The 23,427-nt window shown below is 38.5% G+C and carries 26 protein-coding genes and 1 pseudogene; 11 read left to right on the top strand and 16 right to left on the bottom strand.

The window, feature by feature from the left end:
• The first annotated feature begins 177 nt into the window (after nucleotides 1-177).
• The gene (locus HGO23_RS10180; RefSeq protein WP_209026545.1) at nucleotides 178-1,383 is read left to right on the top strand and encodes a DmpA family aminopeptidase; all 1,206 of its coding nucleotides are present in this window, start codon (nucleotides 178-180) and stop codon (nucleotides 1,381-1,383) included.
• 214 nt (nucleotides 1,384-1,597) lie between these two features.
• Here the strand turns inward: HGO23_RS10180 and HGO23_RS10175 are convergent, their stop codons facing one another.
• A complete protein-coding gene (locus HGO23_RS10175; RefSeq protein WP_209026544.1) occupies nucleotides 1,598-2,539 on the bottom strand; it encodes an acyl-CoA thioester hydrolase/BAAT C-terminal domain-containing protein in 942 nt (313 codons plus the stop codon).
• A 217-nt stretch (nucleotides 2,540-2,756) separates the two neighbouring features.
• Between HGO23_RS10175 and HGO23_RS10170 the strand changes: the two genes are divergently transcribed.
• A complete protein-coding gene (locus HGO23_RS10170; protein WP_244967778.1) occupies nucleotides 2,757-3,140 on the top strand; it encodes a nitrilase-related carbon-nitrogen hydrolase in 384 nt (127 codons plus the stop codon).
• 128 nt (nucleotides 3,141-3,268) lie between these two features.
• Here the strand turns inward: HGO23_RS10170 and HGO23_RS10165 are convergent, their stop codons facing one another.
• Nucleotides 3,269-3,718, bottom strand: a complete 450-nt coding sequence (locus HGO23_RS10165) for a carboxymuconolactone decarboxylase family protein (protein ID WP_209026543.1) — start codon at nucleotides 3,716-3,718, stop codon at nucleotides 3,269-3,271.
• 84 nt (nucleotides 3,719-3,802) lie between these two features.
• Here HGO23_RS10165 and HGO23_RS10160 point away from each other — a divergent pair, with 84 nt between their 5' ends.
• Nucleotides 3,803-4,747 (top strand): helix-turn-helix transcriptional regulator, encoded by a 945-nt coding sequence (locus tag HGO23_RS10160; RefSeq protein WP_099135317.1) that lies wholly within the window; start codon nucleotides 3,803-3,805, stop codon nucleotides 4,745-4,747.
• A gap of 17 nt (nucleotides 4,748-4,764) precedes the next feature.
• On the opposite strand, the gene HGO23_RS10155 is transcribed toward HGO23_RS10160, so the two are convergent.
• Together HGO23_RS10155 and HGO23_RS10150 are read right to left on the bottom strand one after the other, a co-directional pair.
• Entirely contained in the window at nucleotides 4,765-5,049 is a 285-nt protein-coding gene (locus tag HGO23_RS10155; RefSeq protein WP_244967777.1) for a hypothetical protein, read from the bottom strand.
• A gap of 299 nt (nucleotides 5,050-5,348) precedes the next feature.
• Nucleotides 5,349-5,627: an LCI fold-containing protein gene (locus HGO23_RS10150; RefSeq protein ID WP_099135316.1), complete on the bottom strand. Its 279-nt coding sequence runs from the start codon at nucleotides 5,625-5,627 to the stop codon at nucleotides 5,349-5,351.
• A gap of 352 nt (nucleotides 5,628-5,979) precedes the next feature.
• Here HGO23_RS10150 and HGO23_RS10145 point away from each other — a divergent pair, with 352 nt between their 5' ends.
• The 4 genes from HGO23_RS10145 to HGO23_RS10130 are packed head-to-tail and all read left to right on the top strand — an operon-like array spanning nucleotide 5,980 to nucleotide 10,617.
• A complete protein-coding gene (locus HGO23_RS10145; RefSeq protein WP_209026542.1) occupies nucleotides 5,980-6,717 on the top strand; it encodes an ABC transporter ATP-binding protein in 738 nt (245 codons plus the stop codon).
• Nucleotides 6,710-7,918, top strand: a complete 1,209-nt coding sequence (locus tag HGO23_RS10140; RefSeq protein WP_209026541.1) for an ABC transporter permease — start codon at nucleotides 6,710-6,712, stop codon at nucleotides 7,916-7,918. The genes HGO23_RS10145 and HGO23_RS10140 overlap by 8 nt, the downstream gene beginning before the upstream one ends.
• Nucleotides 7,911-9,374, top strand: a complete 1,464-nt coding sequence (locus HGO23_RS10135; RefSeq protein ID WP_209026540.1) for a TolC family protein — start codon at nucleotides 7,911-7,913, stop codon at nucleotides 9,372-9,374. The genes HGO23_RS10140 and HGO23_RS10135 overlap by 8 nt, the downstream gene beginning before the upstream one ends.
• A complete protein-coding gene (locus HGO23_RS10130; RefSeq protein WP_209026539.1) occupies nucleotides 9,367-10,617 on the top strand; it encodes an HlyD family secretion protein in 1,251 nt (416 codons plus the stop codon). Before HGO23_RS10135 ends, HGO23_RS10130 begins: the two co-directional genes overlap by 8 nt.
• Here the strand turns inward: HGO23_RS10130 and HGO23_RS10125 are convergent.
• Nucleotides 10,598-10,990 (bottom strand): annotated as a pseudogene (locus HGO23_RS10125) (aldo/keto reductase); the annotation flags it as partial. The gene HGO23_RS10130 and the pseudogene HGO23_RS10125 sit on opposite strands and share 20 nt — an antisense overlap.
• A gap of 122 nt (nucleotides 10,991-11,112) precedes the next feature.
• Entirely contained in the window at nucleotides 11,113-12,207 is a 1,095-nt protein-coding gene (locus HGO23_RS10120) for an NAD(P)/FAD-dependent oxidoreductase (protein WP_209026538.1), read from the bottom strand.
• Between the two features lie 387 nt (nucleotides 12,208-12,594).
• On the opposite strand from HGO23_RS10120, the gene HGO23_RS10115 reads away from it, so the two are divergent.
• The 3 genes from HGO23_RS10115 (at nucleotide 12,595) to HGO23_RS10105 (ending at nucleotide 13,563) form a co-directional block, all read left to right on the top strand.
• Nucleotides 12,595-12,792: a hypothetical protein gene (locus HGO23_RS10115; protein WP_069315805.1), complete on the top strand. Its 198-nt coding sequence runs from the start codon at nucleotides 12,595-12,597 to the stop codon at nucleotides 12,790-12,792.
• Nucleotides 12,793-12,860: 68 nt separating this feature from the next.
• Nucleotides 12,861-13,058: a type II toxin-antitoxin system TacA family antitoxin gene (locus tag HGO23_RS10110; protein WP_209026537.1), complete on the top strand. Its 198-nt coding sequence runs from the start codon at nucleotides 12,861-12,863 to the stop codon at nucleotides 13,056-13,058.
• Between the two features lie 223 nt (nucleotides 13,059-13,281).
• A complete protein-coding gene (locus tag HGO23_RS10105; RefSeq protein ID WP_209026536.1) occupies nucleotides 13,282-13,563 on the top strand; it encodes a hypothetical protein in 282 nt (93 codons plus the stop codon).
• 410 nt (nucleotides 13,564-13,973) lie between these two features.
• Here HGO23_RS10105 and HGO23_RS19925 read toward each other — a convergent pair whose 3' ends face one another.
• The 10 genes from HGO23_RS19925 to HGO23_RS10060 all read right to left on the bottom strand — a co-directional run bounded on the left by HGO23_RS19925 (nucleotide 13,974) and on the right by HGO23_RS10060 (nucleotide 22,543).
• Entirely contained in the window at nucleotides 13,974-14,108 is a 135-nt protein-coding gene (locus HGO23_RS19925) for a hypothetical protein (protein ID WP_280529515.1), read from the bottom strand.
• 189 nt (nucleotides 14,109-14,297) lie between these two features.
• Nucleotides 14,298-14,546, bottom strand: coding sequence for a hypothetical protein (locus HGO23_RS10100; protein WP_209026535.1), 249 nt, complete (start codon nucleotides 14,544-14,546; stop codon nucleotides 14,298-14,300).
• 206 nt (nucleotides 14,547-14,752) lie between these two features.
• On the bottom strand, nucleotides 14,753-15,880 hold the full coding sequence (locus HGO23_RS10095) for a type II secretion system protein GspD (protein ID WP_209026534.1): 1,128 nt from the start codon (nucleotides 15,878-15,880) through the stop codon (nucleotides 14,753-14,755).
• A complete protein-coding gene (locus tag HGO23_RS10090) occupies nucleotides 15,880-16,923 on the bottom strand; it encodes a zonular occludens toxin family protein (RefSeq protein ID WP_209026533.1) in 1,044 nt (347 codons plus the stop codon). Before HGO23_RS10090 ends, HGO23_RS10095 begins: the two co-directional genes overlap by 1 nt.
• A gap of 14 nt (nucleotides 16,924-16,937) precedes the next feature.
• Nucleotides 16,938-17,228 carry a DUF2523 family protein gene (locus tag HGO23_RS10085; protein ID WP_209026532.1) on the bottom strand — a complete coding sequence of 97 codons (291 nt, stop codon included), beginning with the start codon at nucleotides 17,226-17,228 and terminating at the stop codon, nucleotides 16,938-16,940.
• An 8-nt stretch (nucleotides 17,229-17,236) separates the two neighbouring features.
• Complete coding sequence (locus tag HGO23_RS10080; protein WP_209026531.1) at nucleotides 17,237-18,664, bottom strand: hypothetical protein; 1,428 nt, start codon at nucleotides 18,662-18,664, stop codon at nucleotides 17,237-17,239.
• Nucleotides 18,665-18,794: 130 nt separating this feature from the next.
• A complete protein-coding gene (locus tag HGO23_RS10075; protein WP_209026530.1) occupies nucleotides 18,795-19,043 on the bottom strand; it encodes a hypothetical protein in 249 nt (82 codons plus the stop codon).
• A 7-nt stretch (nucleotides 19,044-19,050) separates the two neighbouring features.
• Entirely contained in the window at nucleotides 19,051-19,308 is a 258-nt protein-coding gene (locus HGO23_RS10070) for a hypothetical protein (RefSeq protein WP_209026529.1), read from the bottom strand.
• A gap of 477 nt (nucleotides 19,309-19,785) precedes the next feature.
• A complete protein-coding gene (locus HGO23_RS10065) occupies nucleotides 19,786-20,211 on the bottom strand; it encodes a hypothetical protein (RefSeq protein WP_209028839.1) in 426 nt (141 codons plus the stop codon).
• A gap of 238 nt (nucleotides 20,212-20,449) precedes the next feature.
• Complete coding sequence (locus HGO23_RS10060; protein WP_209026528.1) at nucleotides 20,450-22,543, bottom strand: replication endonuclease; 2,094 nt, start codon at nucleotides 22,541-22,543, stop codon at nucleotides 20,450-20,452.
• Between the two features lie 370 nt (nucleotides 22,544-22,913).
• Between HGO23_RS10060 and HGO23_RS10055 the strand changes: the two genes are divergently transcribed.
• A complete protein-coding gene (locus HGO23_RS10055) occupies nucleotides 22,914-23,384 on the top strand; it encodes a GNAT family N-acetyltransferase (RefSeq protein ID WP_209026527.1) in 471 nt (156 codons plus the stop codon).
• The last annotated feature ends 43 nt before the right edge of the window (nucleotides 23,385-23,427 follow it).

Below are 23,427 nucleotides of genomic sequence, written 5' to 3'. Positions count from 1 at the left end.
TAAAACAATTCATTTACGTGAAACTATTTACCGTTGCAGGCAAATTATTTAGTTTACTCATGGTGAAAATAAACCTAAAAAACAAAGGTTATTATTATTTTAATAAACCGTTATTATTTTATTAATAATAATTATGAATAAAATAATAAGGTTTATTTATTATAACAAGGAGTATTTATGAACAGCATGAAAATATTGAATATATTAATTTTATCTATCTCAACAATGATAGCATCAAACTCTCTAGCCAATGAGGTTAGAGCCAGAAATTTCGGCATTCCTTTCTCTGGAAAAACCGGAAAATATAATGCAATTACCGATGTGAATGGTGTAAAAGTTGGCTATTCAACTATCATTGAAGGTGATGGAAAACTAGAAGTTGGCAAAGGCCCGGTAAGAACAGGTGTGACAGCGATATTACCCAGAGGAAAAAATTTTAGCCCGGTATTTTCCGGCATATTCTCTTTAAATGGAAACGGAGAGATGACAGGCAGTCAATGGATTGAGGAAAGTGGTTTTCTGGAAACCCCGATATTAATAACCAATACTCATAGTGTCGGTATTGTCAGAGACTCAACAATTAGCTGGATGATTGATAACAATCTAATATCACCACTAAAAGATGATTTATTTTGGTTACTACCCGTGGTTACAGAAACATGGGATGGAATATTAAATGATATAAACGGTATGCATGTAAAAAAAGAACATGTATATCATGCATTGAATAGTGCTAAATCAGGCATTATAAAAGAAGGAAATGTCGGTGGCGGAACTGGAATGAACCTCTTTAATTTTAAGGGCGGAACAGGTACTTCATCAAGGGTTTTAGATAAAACAGACGGGGGATTTACTGTCGGGGTGCTTGTTCAGGGTAATTTTGGATTTAGAGATGACCTTATTATCTCAGGGGTTCCGATTGGTAAAGAAATCCAAGATATTACTCCGATATATTATGGGGATAAGAAAAAAATAAAAGATGCTGGATCTATAATAGCTGTGGTAGCTACAGATGCACCATTAGCACCTCACCAATTAGAAAAAATAGCTAAAAGAGTATCCCTTGGACTTGCAAAAGTAGGTGGTGTAGCCCGTAATACCAGTGGTGAAATATTTATTGCATTTTCTACTGCAAATAATGGTGCATTTTCCAGAGAGGATATAAAAACAGTAGAAATATTACCAAATGACAAGCTGGACCCGTTATATGAAGCAACCATAAATGCAACGGAAGAGGCCATAATTAATGCGATGTTCGCAGCCAAAACAATGGTTGGTAGAAATGGTAATACTTCATATGCTATTCCTAAAGACAGAGTTAAAGAAATATTAAAAAAATATAACCTAACCTGTAAGTTGATTGTAGTCGGGCCTCGCTCATAACTTCTCGGTTCTGTTGCTGAAAGATAATTATAGCTCCCGTCCTTACAGGCTATTTCTTGATTATTTTCTCGGTAAAATCACTAAATATAAACATTCTAAAATAGATGAGTAATAATAATGAAAAAACATCTTGGGAAAAGAATAGGGTAGCAATGCGAAAAGTGTTGCTACCACATTTCGGTTTATGATGACGAATTTTTATGGAAAACGACGCTTAATTACTGTTTGAAACAGCGCTCTTGCTTTGTAACTGATACCAGCTTTTAATGTCTTTAATAATTGTTGCAGCATGATAATTTCCATCACTATCCTTGAAAAAGTGGTCTAAGCCATCATAGGTCTTAAAAGAAACCTTTGGATTATCAATAGCTACCATCACCTTTAGTATCCCAGCCGCATCAGTATTATTATCACTCATACACTGGATAACAAATAGTGGGGTTTTACTGGATTGGATCAAGCTCTGATTATCAATGGATAACGACTCATACCACCAGTTTGCGCCATGTCCACTGACTACCATGCCAGCAGGCAAGTTATTTTTCTTTGCTGTTTCCGCAAAATTTTTAAAACTGTTAACTGCTTCATCGGACATTTCTGCCGGAGTTTCATGCCTGATGCTATGGATAACATCATCAATAAAGAAACGTCCACCACCATTAATCGAAATCGCAGCAGTAATAAAATCTGCATTAGACGCTATCATATTGCTAACAAGAGCGCCTTCACTTCCTCCAATAAGGACAATATGATGATATTTGTTTTTTAATTGATTTAATACGGCAAGATAATCTTTAACGCGTTTTGATGGTGAATCATTCTGAATATATACTTGTGGACATGCCGAATCATCAACTTCAACCCCATCTTTGCCAATACGGCTATCAAGCCCTGCTTTTTCTACTAAGAGAATATCATTCTCAGGGAAAGTAGCGCCAAAATTTTCTATCATTTTCCGGTTATTGATAACACTGTTACAATCAGAGCCCTGAATCAGGACAAGAAGATCGTCAGAATGTGTGCTATTTCTTTTTATCAAATAATAAGTAATTTCTTTGCCATCATTTCCCCGTAAACTATATCTAATCTCTTCAGCCATAGATTGCATAGACATTGAGGTTAAAACAAATACGATGTAAATAAGTATTTTTTTCATAATATCCTGACCATTCTAATTAAGATAAAGTTATGTGAGATAGCCACAATACACAAATTAACGGATAAGGTAGCAATCTTATGACAGCATTTCAAAGTAATTCAGTTCACTCTGTATTTGAACATTATGCATTGAAATGTCGTTCACTTATAAATTGAGGAAAAAGAGATAAAGGCTTAATTTTTATTTGTGATAATAAATAAGGAGATAATTTATAATGTTAATAAACACAACCTATCGCGTGGCTGCCGTTCAAGCCGCCCCTGTTTTTCTTGATTTGGAAGCAACTGTTGCAAAAACCATCTCACTTATTGAGTCAGCAGCCAGTCAAGGTGCTAGTTTGATTGCTTTCCCTGAAACCTGGATACCAGGTTATCCGTGGTTCATATGGTTAGATTCACCTCTTTGGTGCACTCAGTTCATCAAACAGTATCACAACAATTCATTAGTACTTAATAGCCTGCAATATCAAAGAATTGATCAAGCTGCTGCCGATCATAATATTATGATAGTTCTTGGTTTCAGCGAGAAAGATAACGGTAGCCTTTACATTTCTCAATCTATTATCGACCAACTGCTCTTGGTAAAGTTGGTGCTTTAAACTGCTGGGAACACAAAGCCCGCAAAGATCAACTTTAGCGCCGTATGTTAGCGAGCAACTGAATTAGGGAAGGGCAGTAATATCATTTATATGCCCGCCTGATTTAGGCGGGTAGCCAATAACTGTAATTACGGCGCTACATGATACCGACAAGCTATTCCAATTCGATTTAACGCATTCATCATAATAGCCAACCATTCGATTGCTGCGACCTGTGTATCGCTCCATAATTCCGCTGCTTTTTGATAAATATCATCTGGGATATGCTCATTTTGTATTTCTGTTACCGCCTCGACTAACATCAGTGCTGCCCGTTCTTTTTCTGTGAAATATTCTGTTTCTTGCCATGCCGTAAGCAGGGCAACTTTATCAATAGATTCATTCTGCTGTAAGGCATCTCTGGTATGTAATCTGATACAAAATGCACATCCATTAATCTGAGAGATACGCAATTTTAATAGATGGCAGAACCCCTCAATAATTCCCACAGATAAAGCTGCTTTATCTATTTCAGCATTTACTGATAGCAGTTGCTGATAAATATCAGGGAACGTTTTTGCTAAAGAAATACGTGTCATAATACTTTCCTTTTAACTTTCCATTAGGTAAGAATCATTATAAAGTAGATAGGTTTCACTTTCTGACACCTTTTTTAAGGATTCATGATGAAAAAAACAGTGCTATTGCAACAGATGCAACTTTTTTTACAGGGCAGGCAGAAAGTAACCTTAAATGAACTTATGCAAGAATTTAATTTATCCCGCAGTAGTGCGATACGTTATATTTCTGCTTTAGAAGAGTTGGGCGTTCCTTTATATTCTGAGCGGGGAAGGAATGGGGGGTATGTTATTGCCCCGACATATCGGTTAACTCCGGTCAGGTTTAGTGCGGATGAAATTCATGCAATGTTATTTGCTATTTCAGGTAAGCATGTTCTGCAATCCACGCCTTTCAATCTGCAATTTCGCAGTATTTCTGAAAAGCTAAAGCAGGTTCTGCCCCATGATGAAAAAATAAAGGAAGATAAATTACGCAAGCACTTAGGTGTACGTACTGTAAAGCAGGTCAATCCGATCAGAAAACTGGATATGTTGCTAAACCATATTCTGCAACAGGAAAATCTAGAGATAACTTATCATAACGAAACGATTTTTATTTATCCTATTGCAATGTGGTTTGAAACCGGAAAATGGTTTTTAGCTGTGTTTGATTATGAAGAACAAGATTTACGTGTGTTACGTTGTAACGTAATCCAGTCATTTCATCCAACGACAAAATTATTAACCGCTTCTGAAAATATTCATCTTACGGATTTTCATTTGTTCAACTTTGATCAGTTAAGGCAGGAACAACAGCAACATTATTTTCAGATTAAAATAAAAAGCTCAGGTATTGAGCATTATCACGGAAAACCATTCTCACATATTGTTCTGCAATTAACTGATGATAATAGTGCGTTAATATCTGGCCACTATCATCAGGAAGAGCTTGGCTATCTGTTGGATTATATCAATGGTTTTTCTCAGCATTTGATTGATATAGAGCCAGAAAAATTAAAGCAAATTTATATTGATGAAGTTAAAGTGCGCTTGCATCAACTGGAGTAAGCGCTTTTTTGAGAATCTTATATTTTCTTACCTTCATATTTGCCAACATAAACATTCATGCCACAGATATATAGTTTTTTGAAGCCTTTTAAATACCATTTAATTCTATTTTCATTACGTATATCAAGAAAAACAATACTATCTTTAACAAGATATTTAGTATATACGCCATTGTTATATTCTACAGGAGAAGAATAACAATTGTCCCAGGGGATATCTACGTTTTCTGATGCAGTTCCAATACCTCCGAACAATGCTATTGCTAATGTACCAACTGTTAATAGTTTCTTGAATATAAACATTTTTCTGTCATAGTTTTAAAATTTGTAACTTAAAAATGTATTAATTATCAAATTGTTTTTGATAACGTATACTAAATCTAAATCATCACCTGACTATGTTACAATTTTAAAATTTAGAGATTTCTTATGTTTTTATCTTATATTGAAAATTTAGATGGATTTATGAAAGACCGTTAAAACCAGCTAATAAGGGAATATAGGGAATATATTGTTCATTATAAGAGCCAAAAAACCCCGTCGTTTTAAACGGGGTTTATCTGCATCATAAATTTACCATGATAATAATTTTCTTTGGAGAATTAGTATTTTCTTCCTTGATAATAAGCTTGATAGGCTTTCCTTCCAGTATTATATTTACACTCTCCATTTCCAATTTTTCCTTTAAAATACCATGTAATACCATACCTTTCAAAGGTATTTGCGAAATTATTTGTAGGGTTAACAACATACATTTCATAAAGATTACCGGTAAGATGTTTTGGTACGTTTTCAACCTGACAATTATTTAGTGCCATTGCATTACTACTCAACAAAACACCCGCAGCTAATGCCCCAACTGTTAATAATTTCTTAAACATAAACATTCTCCTGTCATAATTTTATGAATTTTTAGATAAAAAATATTGCTTATCACAAAGCATACTAAATCTAAATTATCATATGATGATGTTACAATTTTAAAATTTAGAAACTGTCTATATTTTTATATTCTGGATTAGAAATCTAATCTCTATTATCATAATTTATGTTTCAATAATTAATTTGCTATCATTTACGCAATGAAAATAATTTATTTATAATTGAAACGCTATGTACCATAACAACATTGATTTTAGGTGACTTGATTATTAATGCCTTAACGACATCAGAAACCGGCTGTTTTAATAAAGATGAATGTAGATATTAAAGCTAGGAGATATTATAAAAATAATGGATACTATAAATTCGATTCATCCCACAATACCAATATCACCTGTTATCAATATGCAAAGGCTAACCCGTGTTTATCAACATGGAGGGGAGGGCGAAATATCAGTTCTGAAAAATATCACAGCACAAATTTTTGCCGGTCAGAGTTGCGCTATTGTTGGAGCATCGGGTTCAGGTAAAAGCACATTACTGAATATTCTCGGTCTGCTGGATAAGCCTACTTTGGGGAAATATTTTCTTTGCGGCGTTGATATGTCAAAAGCAGATGCTGAGCTTCGTGCCAGAATGCGTAATAAAGAAATTGGCTTTGTTTTTCAAAGCTTTCATTTGTTGGCCGGAATGACAGCGACAGAAAATGTCGCTCTGCCGCTTCTTTACCGTGGTATTTCTGCCTCGCAGGCTCATAAAATTGCCAGAGAAAAACTACATTTGGTAGGGCTTTCACACCGTGCGGAACATTATCCGGCAGATTTATCCGGCGGGCAGCGTCAGCGAGTGGCACTCGCCAGGGCATTGGTAGGAGAACCTTCATTACTGCTGGCTGATGAACCCACTGGCAATTTGGATCAACAAACGGCAGAAGAAATTTTATTACTGTTTTCTTCTCTTCACACAGAAAACGCGATGACGCTGGTCGTAATAACCCATGATGCTATGGTTGCAAACCATATGCAGCGCGAGTTACGCATGATTGATGGTCAATTGCATGAAACCAGAAGGATGACAACGCATGCATGATAGTCGTCAGTCCGGCAACTATGGCATGTCGGTATTAATGATGTGGAGAGAAGCCTGGCGTAACTTAATAGCAACAGGAAAAAGTTCTCTGCTTGCTTTATCAGGGATTGCTATTGGTTGTGCGTCTATTGTGGCATTTGTTAATACCGGACATAACGCTACACTGGCTGCGTTAAAGATGTTCAGCGGGCTGGATATCAATGTTATTACAACAAATTTTTACACTTATAATCATGGAATTGATAGTGACTCACTTAACATGGCCGATCTGACAACGGCTATTCCTGGTTTATCTTCAACAGCACCGTGGATCTATTCTCCTTCTCCCGGTCGATATAACGGGAAAACAGAAACATTTACCGTAATAGGTTCTTCTGCGGAACTGGAGGAAGTTATGCAATTGCGACTTCGTTATGGCCGATTCATTTCTGATTATGATCAGCACTCGCCTTATCTGGTCATTGGCAATGAAGTCGCTGTTACCCTTGGTGAAGGGGATGCATCCCGTGTGCTTGGCAAGCAGATTCAGCTTGGCAATTATTTATACACCATAATTGGCATTTTCGATGTAAAAGGGCAAAACCCCATATTTCCTTTTTCTCTGGATTCGGTCGTGGTTGCTCCTATCAATGCCATGCGAAAAATCTCACTCAATATTGATCTGAATGGCATCATCGCCCGTACCATAACAAACGTAACTACAGAAACCGATGCAAAAGATTTATTGGCGTTGCTCAAACGAAAGTTTCCAGAGGTTAACATTGATGTTCGGGTTGCTCAGCAATTACTGAAAGGGCAGACAGAACAAAGTAAAACCTTTTCTTTTATGTTGATCGGGTTAGCGGGCATTTCGCTGCTCACCGGCGGCATTGCAATTTCGAATGTGATGCTGATGAACGTTTCGGCCCGGCGAAAAGAGATTGGTTTGCGGATGGCTTTAGGGGCAAGAGCTCAGGATATCCGGCGTCTTTTTTTGTATGAAGCTGCGGCACTAACTTTTGCCGGCGCAATCCTTGGTACGTTAGTCGGTGTCATCGTCGCCTTTATTTTTGTTCTTTATTCTGGCTGGTCATTTTCTCTGGCTCCCTTATCAATTCCGTTAGGAATAGGTAGCTCAATCATAGCGGGGCTTATCTCCGGCTTTTATCCCGCACATAAAGCCTCTCAAATGGAACCCGTACAGGCATTACGTGATGATTAAAAAATATTTCCTTTATAGTTCGCTGACTTTATTTTTCTGTTTTCCTCAAACAGGAATCTCTGCATCTGAACAGAAACAATTAGCTTTATCAGAACCTGATTACAGCCTGAGTCGAGAAACTTCTGGAGAAGTGATCGGCCTGTCGTTGAGTGACGCGATATCGCTTGGCCTAAGAAATAACTATGCAATCCGCAGTGCTTATCTGGATCGCATCGCCCAGAAATTTGATTTACGGGTGGCAGAGGACCGATTCACACCAAAATTACAGCTAAGTGGACGTTACATTGCAGGTAAAGATCAGGATTCAAGTTTCAGGAAAGCTAACCTTTTTCCTAATGCCACATTGCTCACTCCTTTGGGAACGCGTTTCACACTTTCCTGGACGCGTGAGAACAATAACTCAAGGATAAACAAACTTCACAATGATGGTGCAAGTATTACTGTGATACAGCCTCTTTTACGGGGAGCAGGAACCGATATTAATAATGCCCCAATCTTACTGGCAAAACTCCGGGAACAAACCAACCGATTGAATCTAAAAGCAACTATTTCCGATTCCATCACACAAATTATTCTGGCATACCATGCGTTACTCCGTGCTCAGGAACAACATTCACTTTCTGTCGCTTCCCTTAAGCGTATGCAGAGATTAGTGGAGACGAACAAAGAGTTGATTGATGCCGGCAGAATGGCCCAGACAGATATCATACAGACGCAAGCTGATCTGGCCATGCAGGAACTTTCGGCAAAAGAGGCTGAAAACAATGTGCATACTGCAAAGCTGGCATTACTTAAGTTACTTGCCCTTAGCCTTAAAACTCCTATCCAGGCGACCGATACGCTGGAAGGCACTCACGTCAGTCTGAATGTTGAACAATCCATTAAAAAAGCGCAGGCTCAGCAGCCGGGTTATCTTATCCAGTTACTTTCCGCAAAAATGGCAGATATTCAATTATTGCAGGCCAGAGATAACCGACTCTGGGATTTATCATTGGTTGGAGGAACATCCCAGTATCGTTCATCCTCTTCTGAGGCCCGCAACTGGGAAAATTATGTGGGTATACAACTGGATATTCCAATTGATGATATGACTCGGAAACAGGCGGAAGTTCAGGCCAGAGTTGATGTCCAGAAGCAGGCGTTATATCTGGAAAAGGCCAAAATAAATCTGGAAAAAAGAGTCATCAATGCCATCCGGGATACAGAATCACGCTGGCAGGAATATCAATTAGCGATAAAAGCCAGTTCACTTTCTCAAAAGAAACTCGAAATTGAACAGGAAAAATTACAGGCAGGGCGATCCAGTAACTTTCAGGTTCTGAGTTTTGAAACCGACTTGAGAAATGCCGAAAATGCACGCCTGAATACACTTATCCAGTATCTCAATGCTCAGGCCGAACTGGATCAAATTCTTGGCACGACACTGGAAAGCTGGGAGATCGTTCTCAATGACTAAACGTTATCAATGGGCCATCGCTGGCGTACTTGTAGTAGTGATCTGTTTTTTTGCTTTGTTATTTTCAGGGTATTTGTCCTCAAAAGAATCGTCAGATCAGGGATCAGTACAGTGGATTGAGGTAAAACCCGCTCTTATAGAAAAACAATTAGGTCTGGTCGGCAAGCTGCAATCCGGGCGCCTCGAAACTATCCCTGTGCCATTTGATGCCATTATCAAACAAGTTTTAGCCAAAGAAGGGCAACAAGTGAAAGCTGGCCAGACATTAGTGACACTTGATACCCGCAAACTGGATATTGAGCTTCGGCAGGCGCAGGTTGAGATGATCAAAGCCTCATCTGCCGTTGAACAATTGCATGACTGGGAAAACAGTCAGGAAGTCATCCGGGCCAGAAGAAACGTCGAAAATGCGAATCATATGGTGATGGAATTGAAAAATAATCTGGCAAAAACACAGGCGCTTTTTTCACGGGGCATCATTCCACAAATGGAAGTGGAAAACCTTGAACAGCAACTTCGCCGACAACTCACGGAACTCGCTTCTGCAAAAGACGATCTTGCATCCACCCGACAAAAAGGAAGCGCTGGCAATGTACGTGTTGCAGAGATGGAGCTGCAAAATGCAACCAGCCGCTACCAGACACTACAGGAACAATACACCCATAAAGAAATAAAAGCGCCATTTTCCGGTGTTGTGCTCAGGGCAGTGCAAGGAGAAAAGGGGAAGTTTTTGACGATTCAGACAGGCGTTCGGGTTACCGATGGGATGCCTTTACTGGAAGTGATGGACACAACACAGTATCAGGTACTGGCACAAGTTGAAGAAACCGATCTCGCCAAACTAAGAGAAGGGCTGGCAGTAAAAATTAGCGGGGAGGGGTTTTCCGATCACCCTTTGGATGGGGAAATTGAAACCATTGCCATGCAAAGCGTGAATAACGACAACCCCGGATCGGCGATTTATTATGACGTTGTGATTAAAGTGACTTCACCCATGAAACAGAATTACCCCATCAGACCCGGTATGAGTGCCAAAGTTAATATTGTTATTTATCGCAATGAACGGGGCACTGTTGTGCCAGAAAAAGCATTAACTCACGACAGCAATGGACAATTGATCGTAACCTGGCGCCCGGATTTAAAAAGCCCGGCTGTATCTCGTCGGGTAACTATCGGGGAAGCTATGCCGGAAGGTATGGAAGTTCATGGACTGGAAAAGGGATTTATCGCGTTACCTCGTTGAAAACATGGATCTCAAAACAGCTCCCGAAAGCCGGGCTAACGATACGTTCGTTACGACCAAGTGCGGCGATAGCAGTCATATCGTCTGCATCAAATTTAAGCTCGGTGGCTTTCAGGTTACTCTGTAAATTTTCGCGCTTAGTTGAAGATGGGATCACGCTATAACCCAATGCCATTGCCCAGGACAAAATCACCTGTGCAGGAGTGGCCTGATGTTTTGTGGCTATGCGTCCGATAACCTCATCTTGAAGCGCCTTACCATAAGCGAGGGTCATATAGGATGTGATATGAATACCATGATCTTTCGCCCAATCTGTCACATGACAGTTTTGCAGATAGGGAGAAAGTTCAATCTGGTTCGTGGAAATGTGTTCCGTATCTGATAGGAGGAGAGGGGGCGGAATTCATTCTTGCATATCAATAGGCTAATAGTTAAACGTGATGAAAATCGCAAGTTTTGAAAAGATGATGCATAAACCAGTTAAAAAAACGTCAATTACAAGTCTTCAGCACTAAAGCGTGTTAGTCGGTATGGATTTAACGCAGCCTGTTCTGTGTCATTTATTATTTCTTCCTGCGCCAGTCGGCATATCAGTGGTGCAAGTGTAATTGCTGCATGCATGCTGATCATATATAAACCACAATAATCAGTAACTTTTCCAACGATGGGCATTTCATCTTTAGGAATTGGGCGCATGCCAACAGAAGCCTTTTCTAAGCACAGACTATCACTACCTATAAAGGCTTTTTTTATGGCAGGTAGGGCATTTAGTGCGATACATGTGGCACTGTTTTCAGGACAGTCATTTAAATAATCTTCTGCTGCAAGCAAAGCTGTTCCTGATATCGGACGTACTTCCATATCAGGAGTTGAGATAATGTGGTGTACAAAAGGAGTTTCAGCCTGATGTTGATATAGCACGATGATAGAAGGAGATGCAGATAAAGGGAGCTGTTCCCCTAATTTTTCCATCAGAGAAATTATGCCGACACCGGCAGTCAGTACAACCTGATCAGCACAGATAACTCCCTGTGATGTAGTAACTCCGAGAATCTGTTTGCCATTATAGTTAATGGCAGTCACTTCCGTTTCCGGCAGATAGGTGACACCGTTGTTCAGAGCTTCCTGTAAAAGTACTTGTGTTGCGTGAAGAGGATCAACAGCACCTTCTTCCGTTGCAAAGGCAGCAAGCTCCGGGAGGGTTACAAGCTGTGGTTCCAGTGTCTGAAGTTCAGCTTTCGTCAATGCCTTAACATTAAAGCCCGATTCACTATAAATATCGATAAATTCACGGGTTGCAGATTCAGTTTCCTGCCAACTGATAGCACCTGACCAATTTATATTTAACTTTCCGTTTGTTTGTTTATCGAGATAATGCCACTCATTGAGTGCCTGCTGCCTAAGCTTGCTGTAAGCGCCCGGTCTACCATAAGAAACATTGAGCCATGCAAAGGCCTGTTTAGTCACTCCGTTACCCGCCTGTCCTTTATCAATCAGAATAATTTCGCCCTTATGGTGGTAAGATAAACACCATGCCAGCGTTGTTCCTACAAAACCGGCACCAACAATGATAATTTTATTATTTTTCATCGTAGTATTATTCATGGTTCATAATCTGTCTATTACATCTCAGTTTATTATCAGGGTTATTGTACCTCACCATGAAGTACTGACAACATCAGGAGAAATTGAATCCTATATAGTTTATTTAACATAATATACATTATGCGAACCCGTAATGCTTTTAAAAAAGTACTGAGGTTTGACCCTGAGTACTCGATCTACCATTACACTAGCCGACTAAAAAACTCACATTCCAATGGTTCCAGTTAGCGAAATATGCACATATACAATCATGCACTGAAAAAAATCTACCACATGGTAAACACTTATACAAGTACAAAGATACAATTACATGAATGTTTACCTATAATAAGTCAATATAAGATTTTGACTAATAAAAAGGCGAACACTGTTATGTCTACACCTAAGCGAACAACTATGGCTATTGTCGCCGAAAGAAAATTGAAGCTTGAACGACTAGCAATAGATGCCAGTCATGTGGCGGGAAAATCTATCTCATGGACTGACCTTGTTAACCATTTGATTGATAATTATGCAAAAGATGCAGCAAAGGACTTGATTCATGCTGTTAAGCAACAGACTCAAAACTAACTGCAAAAATACAAAGATCTCCTCTACTGAGGAGATTTCACTCTTTTATAGATTAATAAGGGAATGATATGAAAGACACTAAAAATGATAATAGTCAACTACTTATTAATAAAAAAGAAGTTATACTCGATCAGCACCACTTATTCGTTAGCGACGAAAAATATCATGCATTCATGCAAATACTGGAGCAACCGCTTTCTAATAATGCAGGTTTTAAAAAACTCATGGGGTATAAAGCGCCGTGGAAATCTCAGCTAAAGACTTAAGCCATTCTGTAAAACATCAGGTGCAAGGCTGAAAACCCGAAGATAACCTTAGACCACTACAGCATGACACACTTACTAAGAGGAAAATGTAATGCATATTCCAACAAATCCTAAAACTTTTTTAATATTCATAGTGATAGCATTAGCTATATGGGCTGTTTTTAGTAAATAATACATTTGTTTTGATATACATCCCCCACTAAATTTCTTTAAGGAAAATAACTTGAAAAAATGGAAAGTAGTTGGTTATTGCATAACAAGAGGATTTGATCGTGTATATATTTACAATGAAGAAACAAAAAAATGGCATGAAAACATAAAAAAAATGAAAATATACAATTTAATAGAAGATGCTTCTTATGCATTATCAAAGATTGAAAAATACAAAAACACAGCCAAACTCCAAGAAGTTATAGATCATAATGATGGAACATTAGGTTTTATGATACCAGGTGGATTAGAAGAACTACGAAATATAAAAAAATTATTAGCTCCGAGACTATAAAAAACATTTAAAATTAATAAGTTATTATAACTTTAATACCTTAAACATGAGTGCTTAGTTCGTTAAAAATAAGCACTCACTCTGTTAAACATGAGCACTTAGTTCGCCGTGTCCGCTGAATAGCCTTTTGTCTATCGACCGTTCTGCTTTCGTGAGTCTGATAATTCCGTGGTTCGCTTCGCTCACGGGCTTAGCAGGGTGAAGGGAGGGTTTCGTATTCCCTGATTCAGTCCCCCCCTTTGTATCGGCGGATTAGCCACTGTTCTCCCATAACCTTTCGAATGCCGCCTTACATGCCCTAACGGGCATCCAATCCATTGAACGAGCAACGTTACGATCATCAGAGCTATTACAATAGAATAAACTCAAACTTCCCGAAGTTTATCAAACCTTGAATCAAAAACGATTTTTTATCTTTTATTTTCAATAAGTTGAATTATATGAAATTCCACTTCTTCATCGGAGGATTCTTCATATTCTACTTTATATTCAGGATTTTTCATCCACTCGGTATGTAGTTCTGCATGTGTTTTAAGTTTTTTCATATCCTCCCTCTCCCTTTTTTCTAAACATGAGCACTTAGTTCGTTAAACATGAGTGGTTAGTTCGTTAGATATGAACGTCTGATTCCTAAGGTCCACTATCTTACGGTAATTACCATAATTACCGTCATCACTAAAATAAGTATTTTTACATTGTAACGATGATATAAAGATAGGCAAAATTGACGCCATTCAATAAAACCATGCAAAGGGTTTATTGTGCACCGGAAACGCCATTCCATCAGGATCGCTACCGTTTAGTACCTTAGACAAAAGCAGTTTCACTTCCCGCCGTTCTGGTCTGGTCATCATCAAGTTACGATACCAAGACGGAGATTTATCAAACCATCTCTTACAACTAGGAAAACACCTTCCTACCCGACGATAAGATTTTAATCTTCCATTAGGAAGACGGTCACGACTCTGATTCTTCACAGACATAAAAATACCCTCTAACTAATTAATTACCTAGAAAATATCGAGCTGCTCATATCCGATAATATTTCTCATCTCTATCTATCCCAAATATCCGATACTCTATTTTTATCCGGATTATAGCCAATATAAAAACAGAATGACGCTATCTGTGCCGGAAAAACCTGCCTCCTCGCAACGCTGCGGGGGCGGCTTTTCCGTGCTCGATAACGTCAGATCACTTTTACCTGCAATAATACGATAATATCAGTCTTCGTATTGGCTTTTGACTTACCCGTTAAAAAACCTTTCGGCAGGAAACTGAATCCTGTTTTGCCCTCTTCTACCTTGTTTTCAGCCAGACCGCCCAACACAATAATCTCACCACTTTTGACCGAAACATCAGTGACAATGTCACGCTTAATCAAGGTTGGCGACTGGTTAACACCCGTATCTGTTTTGACAAAGTTGGATAATTGCTGTCGTATTTCTAAATCAATCGCCTGACTTTTAATTGTGGGCTGAATATCGAAAATCACCCCGCTGGAGCGATACTCAATGGATTGCACAGGCCGCCCATCCTGATAAGTCACATTGGATAACACAGGCACATCAGAGCCGACACTAAAACTACCTTTTGAACCGGATTTCACACGCAAAGTCGGACTACTCACCACATGAAAACGTTCATCACGGCGAAACAGCTCAACCATCGCATCAAGGCCACCTGTATTGATCGTAATGAAATTCTCATAATTCTGTTTTATGCCAATATTAATTCCTAATTTACCTGACAATAATTTAGCCATGAGGTTAATCCCGCTGCCCTCTTTTTCAATATCCTGGACTTCAAAAACATAACCAGTTACCACCACTTCACGTGATGGCGCATCAACGGAACTTAACACACTCTGAACCCGTGTTATCTCTTCTCTAGTGCCATAAAAAACCAGCTTATCACCGCTGGCAGCCACTTCACCCTCTACTTTTAAAAAGCTCTGTAAATACTCGACATCACGATGGACGGGGCTATAAACGAAACTTTGTTTCATCACCTTGGGTTCAGGCGGTTTCACCTTGACAAGATAAACAACCCCTTGTTTCTCATGAACGTTAATATTCATATTCTGGAAATAACGGACAATAAACTGGTTAAAATCCTGCTTATCGGTAGCATGAAAACTTATCAGACTGGTATCACTGGCAAGATTCGGATCAAGCATATAAGGCTTTTGTAAGACTTCATCATAAATAAGCCCAATCGCTTTGGGTAATGGTACAGCTTCCAGCTTGAAATCCACATTTTTAGCTTGTGCAGACAAGGCCAGTAAGGAAAAAATTAAAAATAATCCTTTTCTCATTATTGTATTCCTCCAGAGTAATAATTCACGATCTGCCCCTCAATATCGCCCTGCAAAAGCCGCCCGCTGTACTGAAATTGGCTTCGTGGTTCGAGGCGCAACCGCCCTTGCTTATCTGCCAGAATTACATACGCCCTGCCATCTTTAACCAACTCACCTGTAATGCGCCATTTATCTGATAGCGACACCGTTGATTTCACAGGGTTGATAATCGAATTAACAGGCAGTGCAGTTGTTGTAGATGTGGATTGACTGACAGAAACTTCTTGTTTCTGACTGTCAGGACTTAAATAATGATTAAAATATTTATAAAGAAAATAAAGGGAAACCAAGACCAAACTAGGTATAAACACAGCAAGTGTTAAAAATTTTGTTGAAGAAAATATAGACTGACGAGCATCCGTTCTCAGTTGCTTATGATTATTCCCTTCCACGGAGCTATATAATTCAAAAATCGCTTTATCGTATTTTTCCTGATAATAGGTTATCCGGTTAGATTTCGTTACTTTCGCCTGACCAAAGACATCGACCCTATAACGGCGGCTTGAGCCCAGCGCCACATGCCTTTTCATCTGGTATGTGGTTTCAATCCGGTTTTTAATAAACCGCGGAATATCCGACACCGACTGGTTAATGACGACCAAATCCGACATCACGCCCGTTGCTGCGTCAACAAAATGGCCGTGCTCAGCAATAAAGGAGCGATGATTTTTCGGGATCTCTTTCTCACTGCCCCAGACCCGCCAGACTTCATCAATAACCACCAAATCCCCCGCCCGGCAAAAGGTGTCGCGGTTTTCCATCGAGGGCAAAAAGTTTTCATCCAAACATTGGCTATTTTCAACAAGCACCAACTCGCCTAAATGATCAGAAGACAATTTTTTATTCTTTTTCAAACAATAGGCTTTAATTTTTTCTTCATTCAGACCGTAAATATTCGAAACCACGCGACGACCGGACGCAATCGCCGGAACAATAACCGATTTAACCACCTCATAAGATTTACCCGAACGAGGCACTCCTACATAAGCCGTGATAGGCATCCTTATCCCCTTATTCAACCAATAATCGGCAATCGGCGGATAATGAACCGCGTCACCATCGCAGAAATTAACAAAGGCACACCTAACGGAAATTGCAACAAATTGAGGAAATACCACATCGCATCAGGTAATGCGCCAAAAAGCTCAGATAAATTAATTGATTTTGGTAAAAACCAATTAATAACAATGGGAATAAATTCAGTTGTAACATAAAATAATGCAAAGAATAAAAAAAACTTTGCCACAATCCCTTTGAAAACAAAACTCAATCCCTCACCGAGCAATAATTTTAATAAACGCCCCATCTGATTCCCTATGCACTCAGCAGTCTACGTAATGCCAAAAAAGACCAAACCAATACAAAAATAGATTCAATCACGTCTCTATTTTCCTCAATCAGCGTGCAATGAGAATCTATTCCCCCCCTAAAATTCATATAAGGGATATCAATATCCCAGACCGGACATTGAGCATTTCTAAATGGCATAGTAAAATTCTGTAGCTCAGGGAAAAAAGATTTATAAGGTGTTAATATCTGCTCAGCCGTCGGCATATCTAAATCTGGATATTTAACATCACCATCTTTTATATCTGTATTAACATCTTGTGAATTAGCTGATTCATTAAAATTAGAGTAAGACGGCATCACCTGAATTGGTGAATTAGCATTCACTTGCGCAGGCTTAAGCCATTCACTTTTTTTCAAGTTAGATAACTCAGGATTACTAGAAATAACTTCTTGCTTAGTAATAGGGTTGCTAGCACTATAAGGAACGCCCTGATAATCAGGAGATAAAGACGCCTCCATAAACATATCGTTATATAATTTTGTCAGTTCATCAACATCAATTTTCATTTCATTTAACTTATCAATGAGTTGCTCTTTAACTTCATTAATTTGTTGTTCTGGATTTTTAGGAATGTCACTAAAATTAGAGTTAGCATAAATATTAACGTTAAATTCAAAATGACCTGAATCTCCTTTTTTATAAAACCCTTGAGATTCAAGGTATGTACCCACATACCCAATTGTTACGTAATTCATTTGCTTACTAATGCGTTTTACCGATGGTGAATCCACATTACAAGACACGCGCCCAAGTCCACAAATCTTTGTTGAATTTGATTTTTTGTACTGATAAAAATAGGACAAAGCAATATTTGACCAGTCATGGCCATGTATTCTTTTTTTATTAAAATAGGTATAAAATGGATATAATTTATTCTCTGAATCCGAAATGATTACATCGCCATTTTCTGTAGTGTTTATAGTAATGAAAAACGGAGTGTCAGGCGATGGTTCAAAATCTGAAATATAGTTTTTACCATCCACAGAAACATCATAACGTCCGTCTTCTCGTTTTTTTCCAGTGGTTGCTACTTTAATATCATCAGAAACAAAGGAATTTTCATTTATAGTACCAATACCATAACCAACCCCAGCCCAATTCAAAGCGCCGCCAACCGTCTTATACACTGACTTATCACTTATTTTAGATGAAATACGTTTTAATAAAGTACTTGAGATAGAACGACTTGTATTACTTACTAAGGATAAATATACACCATCATTAGCCGCAACAGCAGCAGCCCTATTCGCTATTACCCTGGCTAAACCAACACCGATACCAGTACGGGCTAACAAAACAACGGGGTTTGCATAAGCATAATAAAAAGGGGGAAATAATATAATAAAAATCAGAAAGAAAAAAATAAAATGTCGTTTTACGGAATAAAGCATTATGATAATGACCTTATAATTAATAACTATTAAATCCTTGTATTACTGCCCATGCACATAATACCCCCGTAAAAAAACTCATTAATTCCCACATAAAAACCTCTAAAAAGGGGCTAAAAGCCCCTTTAAATTAAAAGGATTTGAGCATTCCCCCAACCTTTTTAATTCCCATGATGGTAACAGATACACCAAAAACCGTACCTGCTACAGCAAAAACACCTGTAATAATTGGTGCTATATCAATTTGTTTTAAAAGAATATCAAACCCACTTGATGATTGTTGTGCGCCATCAGCCGCAAATACACCAGAACTCAATGCCAAAGAAGCTAAAACGCCTGCTTTTAAATAACCGTTCGAAATAACATTTTTGATTTTCATAATATACCTAAAAATTAACCATTTTTATCATGCGTCCTAATCCGTAACCTAATACATAAAAGACTAGGACAAGCCCTAGCCCCGCCCCTAAGATATTCATATTGAATTCACCTAAGGGCGGACTGTTTGAAATAATCGAAGACTGAAGTTTATTCACTTCTGATTTCGGTAATTTCAAAATCATATCATTACAGTTATTACTACCAGTACTCATACCCATATGAGGCTGACAGAATTTAGTTGTAATTTCGGTATAGTCATTCATAAATAACTATTCCTTTAAAATTAACAATCCCCTTTAAATAGCAATAATTTTTAAGTTTTGTTTATTTATTGACACCTTTCCAATCAAATGAAAAATAAAATAATCCAATTTACTATTATTACCACTACTTAATTATTAGAAGTAATTTTCTCATCCCATAAAAAAATATGCAAAATAACAAAATAACAACAACAAGAAAAGCAGAAATATCAGTTGTAGTAATTGGTTTAGATGAATATCCAATAGGCAAATATGATGAATTTAATGCCATAGAATAACAGTCATCCTTAGATTTTAAATTACAAATTGTTGCAGTAATATTTTCGTTTTTAGATACCATAGATTTTACCTCTCAAATGATTATTCTTGCAAATCCAAAAATATTTCGACGTTATAACCCATTGAAGGTTGTCCCGTCTGTTTATCATTATATATAGAGGACATTACCATTCATTACTTAAAACAAATAGTGATTAATCATTTTTTATTAATAATTAATGGTTTTCCATCAAAACGCTGAATTGAACCAGTGACATATTGATACCAGACACCGTTATTATCTCGTGATGTCGCCCACGCACTCGGTAAAAATGAGATATAAACTGGTTGCTCTGAAATATCTGCTTCAACAGATTTGAGGAAAATATAATCCTCTTTGGAACAAACATATTTACGAAACTCAGTTGTTCGTACCTTTAACTTATGATCATCAAATGGCACTGCCAAAACAAAACCAAATTTTTCTTTTTGCTTTAGCTCTTTCGTACCATCGGAAGCCAAAATTTCCCTTTCTTCAATATCTGAAAGCACATGAGAAAAGTGCCCACCTTGAACCGCCATTGCTTTAAATCCCTCAGGCATAGCATGTTTATACTGATAACGATCTATGTAATTATTAATCATATTTTTATCTCTCTATTTAGCGACAGTTATTGTCACGAGTCCAAGGAAAACAAAACAGTCTCAAGGCTCGTGACCTCACCTTGTGGCCGCTTTGTTTTCAAAAGACACGATGAAAAACCCAAGAATCTATCTTCTGAGAACAAAAAGAAAACAATTCTGACAGTCAATAACGATGCAGCCCCCCTGCAACGTAATAAGGTATTCATTTGAGTACACAGCACACATAGAGAAAAACTCATCATGAGCGAGTACCTTCTAATAAACTTGGCAAGCGCCTCCCGTTCTCTGGCTCGTAATCATCTTCAAAATCATCAGAACCTTGTTCGAGACAATCAAGAAAGTCCTGATTTAAGGTATTTTCATCTGCGCGTAAAAATGCCAACGCAAGGCGATCTGCTTCATTCATTCGTCTAACCTCACAATTTGTAAAACGAGTTATAAAAACATGGTGATGAAATGTAAAACCATAAACGGCTTTACTGGCTGTTTCTTCGTAACAATTCCTTTTTTCTTCACCATCAATAATCTGAGTCAAGTAATAAGGCTGTGCCACAAAGTCCGAGAAAAAACCGCCGCTTAACTCGATATAACGTAAAAAATTGCCATCATCAGCGGCAAGGCGTAATTCTTCCAATTCGCATTTTTCAACATCAGTAAAATGCTCCAATGAAATATCTCCTTTTTTCAATGGATGGCGCAAACGTCGTAACTGGCGATAAACGGTAACACTTGGGCAACCAAAGAACTGGAAAAGCCGAATTCCTGAAACACGAGACCAAACAGAAACACGCTGGACAGCATTCTGAAATGAAGTCCCTGAATATTTGTCATTCAGCTCTGAAATGCCTTTAGAGTCCTCAAATCCTGCCATCTTGGTAATATATTTAATGATATAAGAGAAGCCATCACCCTTTTCAGGATCAACCGCCGTCACTTTTATACGGTGCTGTTTTGCTCCCTTCTCATCTGGCGAATCCTTAAATGCTTCCTCCGTAAAAATCGATAAAACTGTATCAATATGCTCAGGCTGAGAATAAAACAATATATTCCAGTGAACACAGCCATCTGCGTGTGGCTCAACTGTTCGCAATCCTGGAATAGTGATATCGAGTTTATCCAAGCGCTTACGGACACGAGTAAAAGTGTCCAGCAACCATTGATGAGAATCACGAACAGTCGGCATCCCATTCTCAATCCATTGTGGGTTTTCAGTATGAAAAGCCTTACCCGTTTTACTGTTCTTCACTGTTCTGACCGAATGAAAACGAGAAGGACAAGTCAACACAATAAAGTAACCTGTCAAGCCCATATCTTCGGCTAGTGAACAAACCCCTTTTGCACGAACTATCAACTCGACAACTCGATTTTTGCGATTAGAAACAGAGGAATCAAACGCTTCTTTCAGGCTGCAAACCAATTTTTCATCAGCATCAAAAATCCCCATGGCCTCAAGAAAGCGCAACGTTTTAGCATCCTTACGCTTATAGTGTGAAAGTAACCAATCAGAGGAGTATGGCTTTAGCGGTGAAAGCATCATCAAGATACGGGAAATCTCAAGTACTCTGGTAAGGCGTTGTCTGTCCAGAAAACGACGAACAAAATAAGGATTCATAAAACGCAAAATAACGCCTAATTTTTTATCGGTAGATGTATCACCAGTCCGAGCACGAATCAACTTCGATACAGTATCAGCCGAAAAATTAAAATCCTGTTCAACACGATCCTTGATGATATCAATAAAAGCATCACAAAAAGTATCCCGATCATCAGAAGATTCAAGCCAAGACCATAAAGGCGAATCAGATAGTGATTGAACAAGATCATCAGCAACCAGTTGTAAATCCTCATCTGAACAGAACAGGTTAATACCCTTTCCTTTGCCGTCTGGGGTTGCGAACGCCAAAGAATAAGCCATTTCTAACCTTGTTACTGCTTTCTCGACACCTAGTCCCTTCACTAAACTACAAACAGCTTGCGCCACAGAGATAGAAAAAGATCCGAAGCCAGATGCTAAGTAAGCAACATACATACGCCAATCCAAAGAAAATTCAGGTAATGAATCAGCCTCAAATAAAAAAATGATTTGATGAACTCGAGAATCAAGAGACGGTAAAAAAGCTCCCTCCTGCTCCCCAAATACTTGAATATAACGCTGTCGAGAGAACAAATAATCCCGTTTTGATTGAGCGAAACGAGCAATGTTCTTGTGATATTCAGGTTGGGATTGTAAGGGCTGATGCTGACGGTGAAATGAATCAAAATAACCGTTATAGGAATTCAAAAATTGAAGACCTAATGCAGTGCGATCAGAATGTGAATAAATAGCGCCCATATCCCCTCGTGTACTAGTTTAGGGAGTCAAGGGATGTGGGCTTTTGGGCAGGTGGACAGGAAAGATCGGTGCGGGGATTCGCACAATCCACGTTATGCTAAATTGCTAGGCTGCCACCGCTATTCTAGCAGCCTAGCAATTAAACATAACGCTTATACATTATGCGAACCCGTGTTGTAGGGGCTCAATGCTAATGTCTGCGCTATGTACGAGTTGAACGCGCTCACCTTACGCTATCAGGATAGGCTTGTTAAGGAACTGAGACTCAGTTTAGTTGCAATGATTTTTGTAATTTGTTTTGCGATAATTGGTTCTATAACTTATTTACTCCGATTGGCATTAGGCATTCTGTTGTAAAAAAGAGGGAAACATGGAATTGACTTGGGAATACTTAGAATCAAAACATATTGATACTGAAAAATTTTATAAGATTTTCTCTCTGAGAAATCAGGTATTTATTGTTGAACAGTCATGCCCATATCAAGACCTGGATGGTTTAGATTTAGAGAAAGATACACTACACGTTGTAGGCTCTAAGGGCAAAAAAATCATAGCTTATGCACGCATACTACAAGCATACAAAAGCTCAAAACAAATTGTCGTAGGGAGAATCATTATCGATCCATCTGTGCGAGGAGCCAAGTTAGGACACAAGCTGATGGAAAATGTAGTCTCCTTCATAGAAAGATCTTACCCAGAATCCCCTATTTTTTTATCTGCGCAAGCACACCTCCAATCATTTTACGCCAAACACGGCTTCCAAGCCGTATCTGAGGTATACCTAGAAGACAACATCCCACACATTGGTATGCTCAGAGGAATTAATTCGAATTGGTCATAAGGGAGATTTGCGCCTATATAGCTTTTCTGGTTTTCTTTTTTTG

This window comes from Xenorhabdus budapestensis (assembly GCF_017743015.1).
Classification (GTDB): domain Bacteria; phylum Pseudomonadota; class Gammaproteobacteria; order Enterobacterales; family Enterobacteriaceae; genus Xenorhabdus; species Xenorhabdus budapestensis.
The sequence above is the reverse complement of the archived record's forward strand: the minus strand, read 5'-3'. Positions and strand labels throughout refer to the sequence as shown.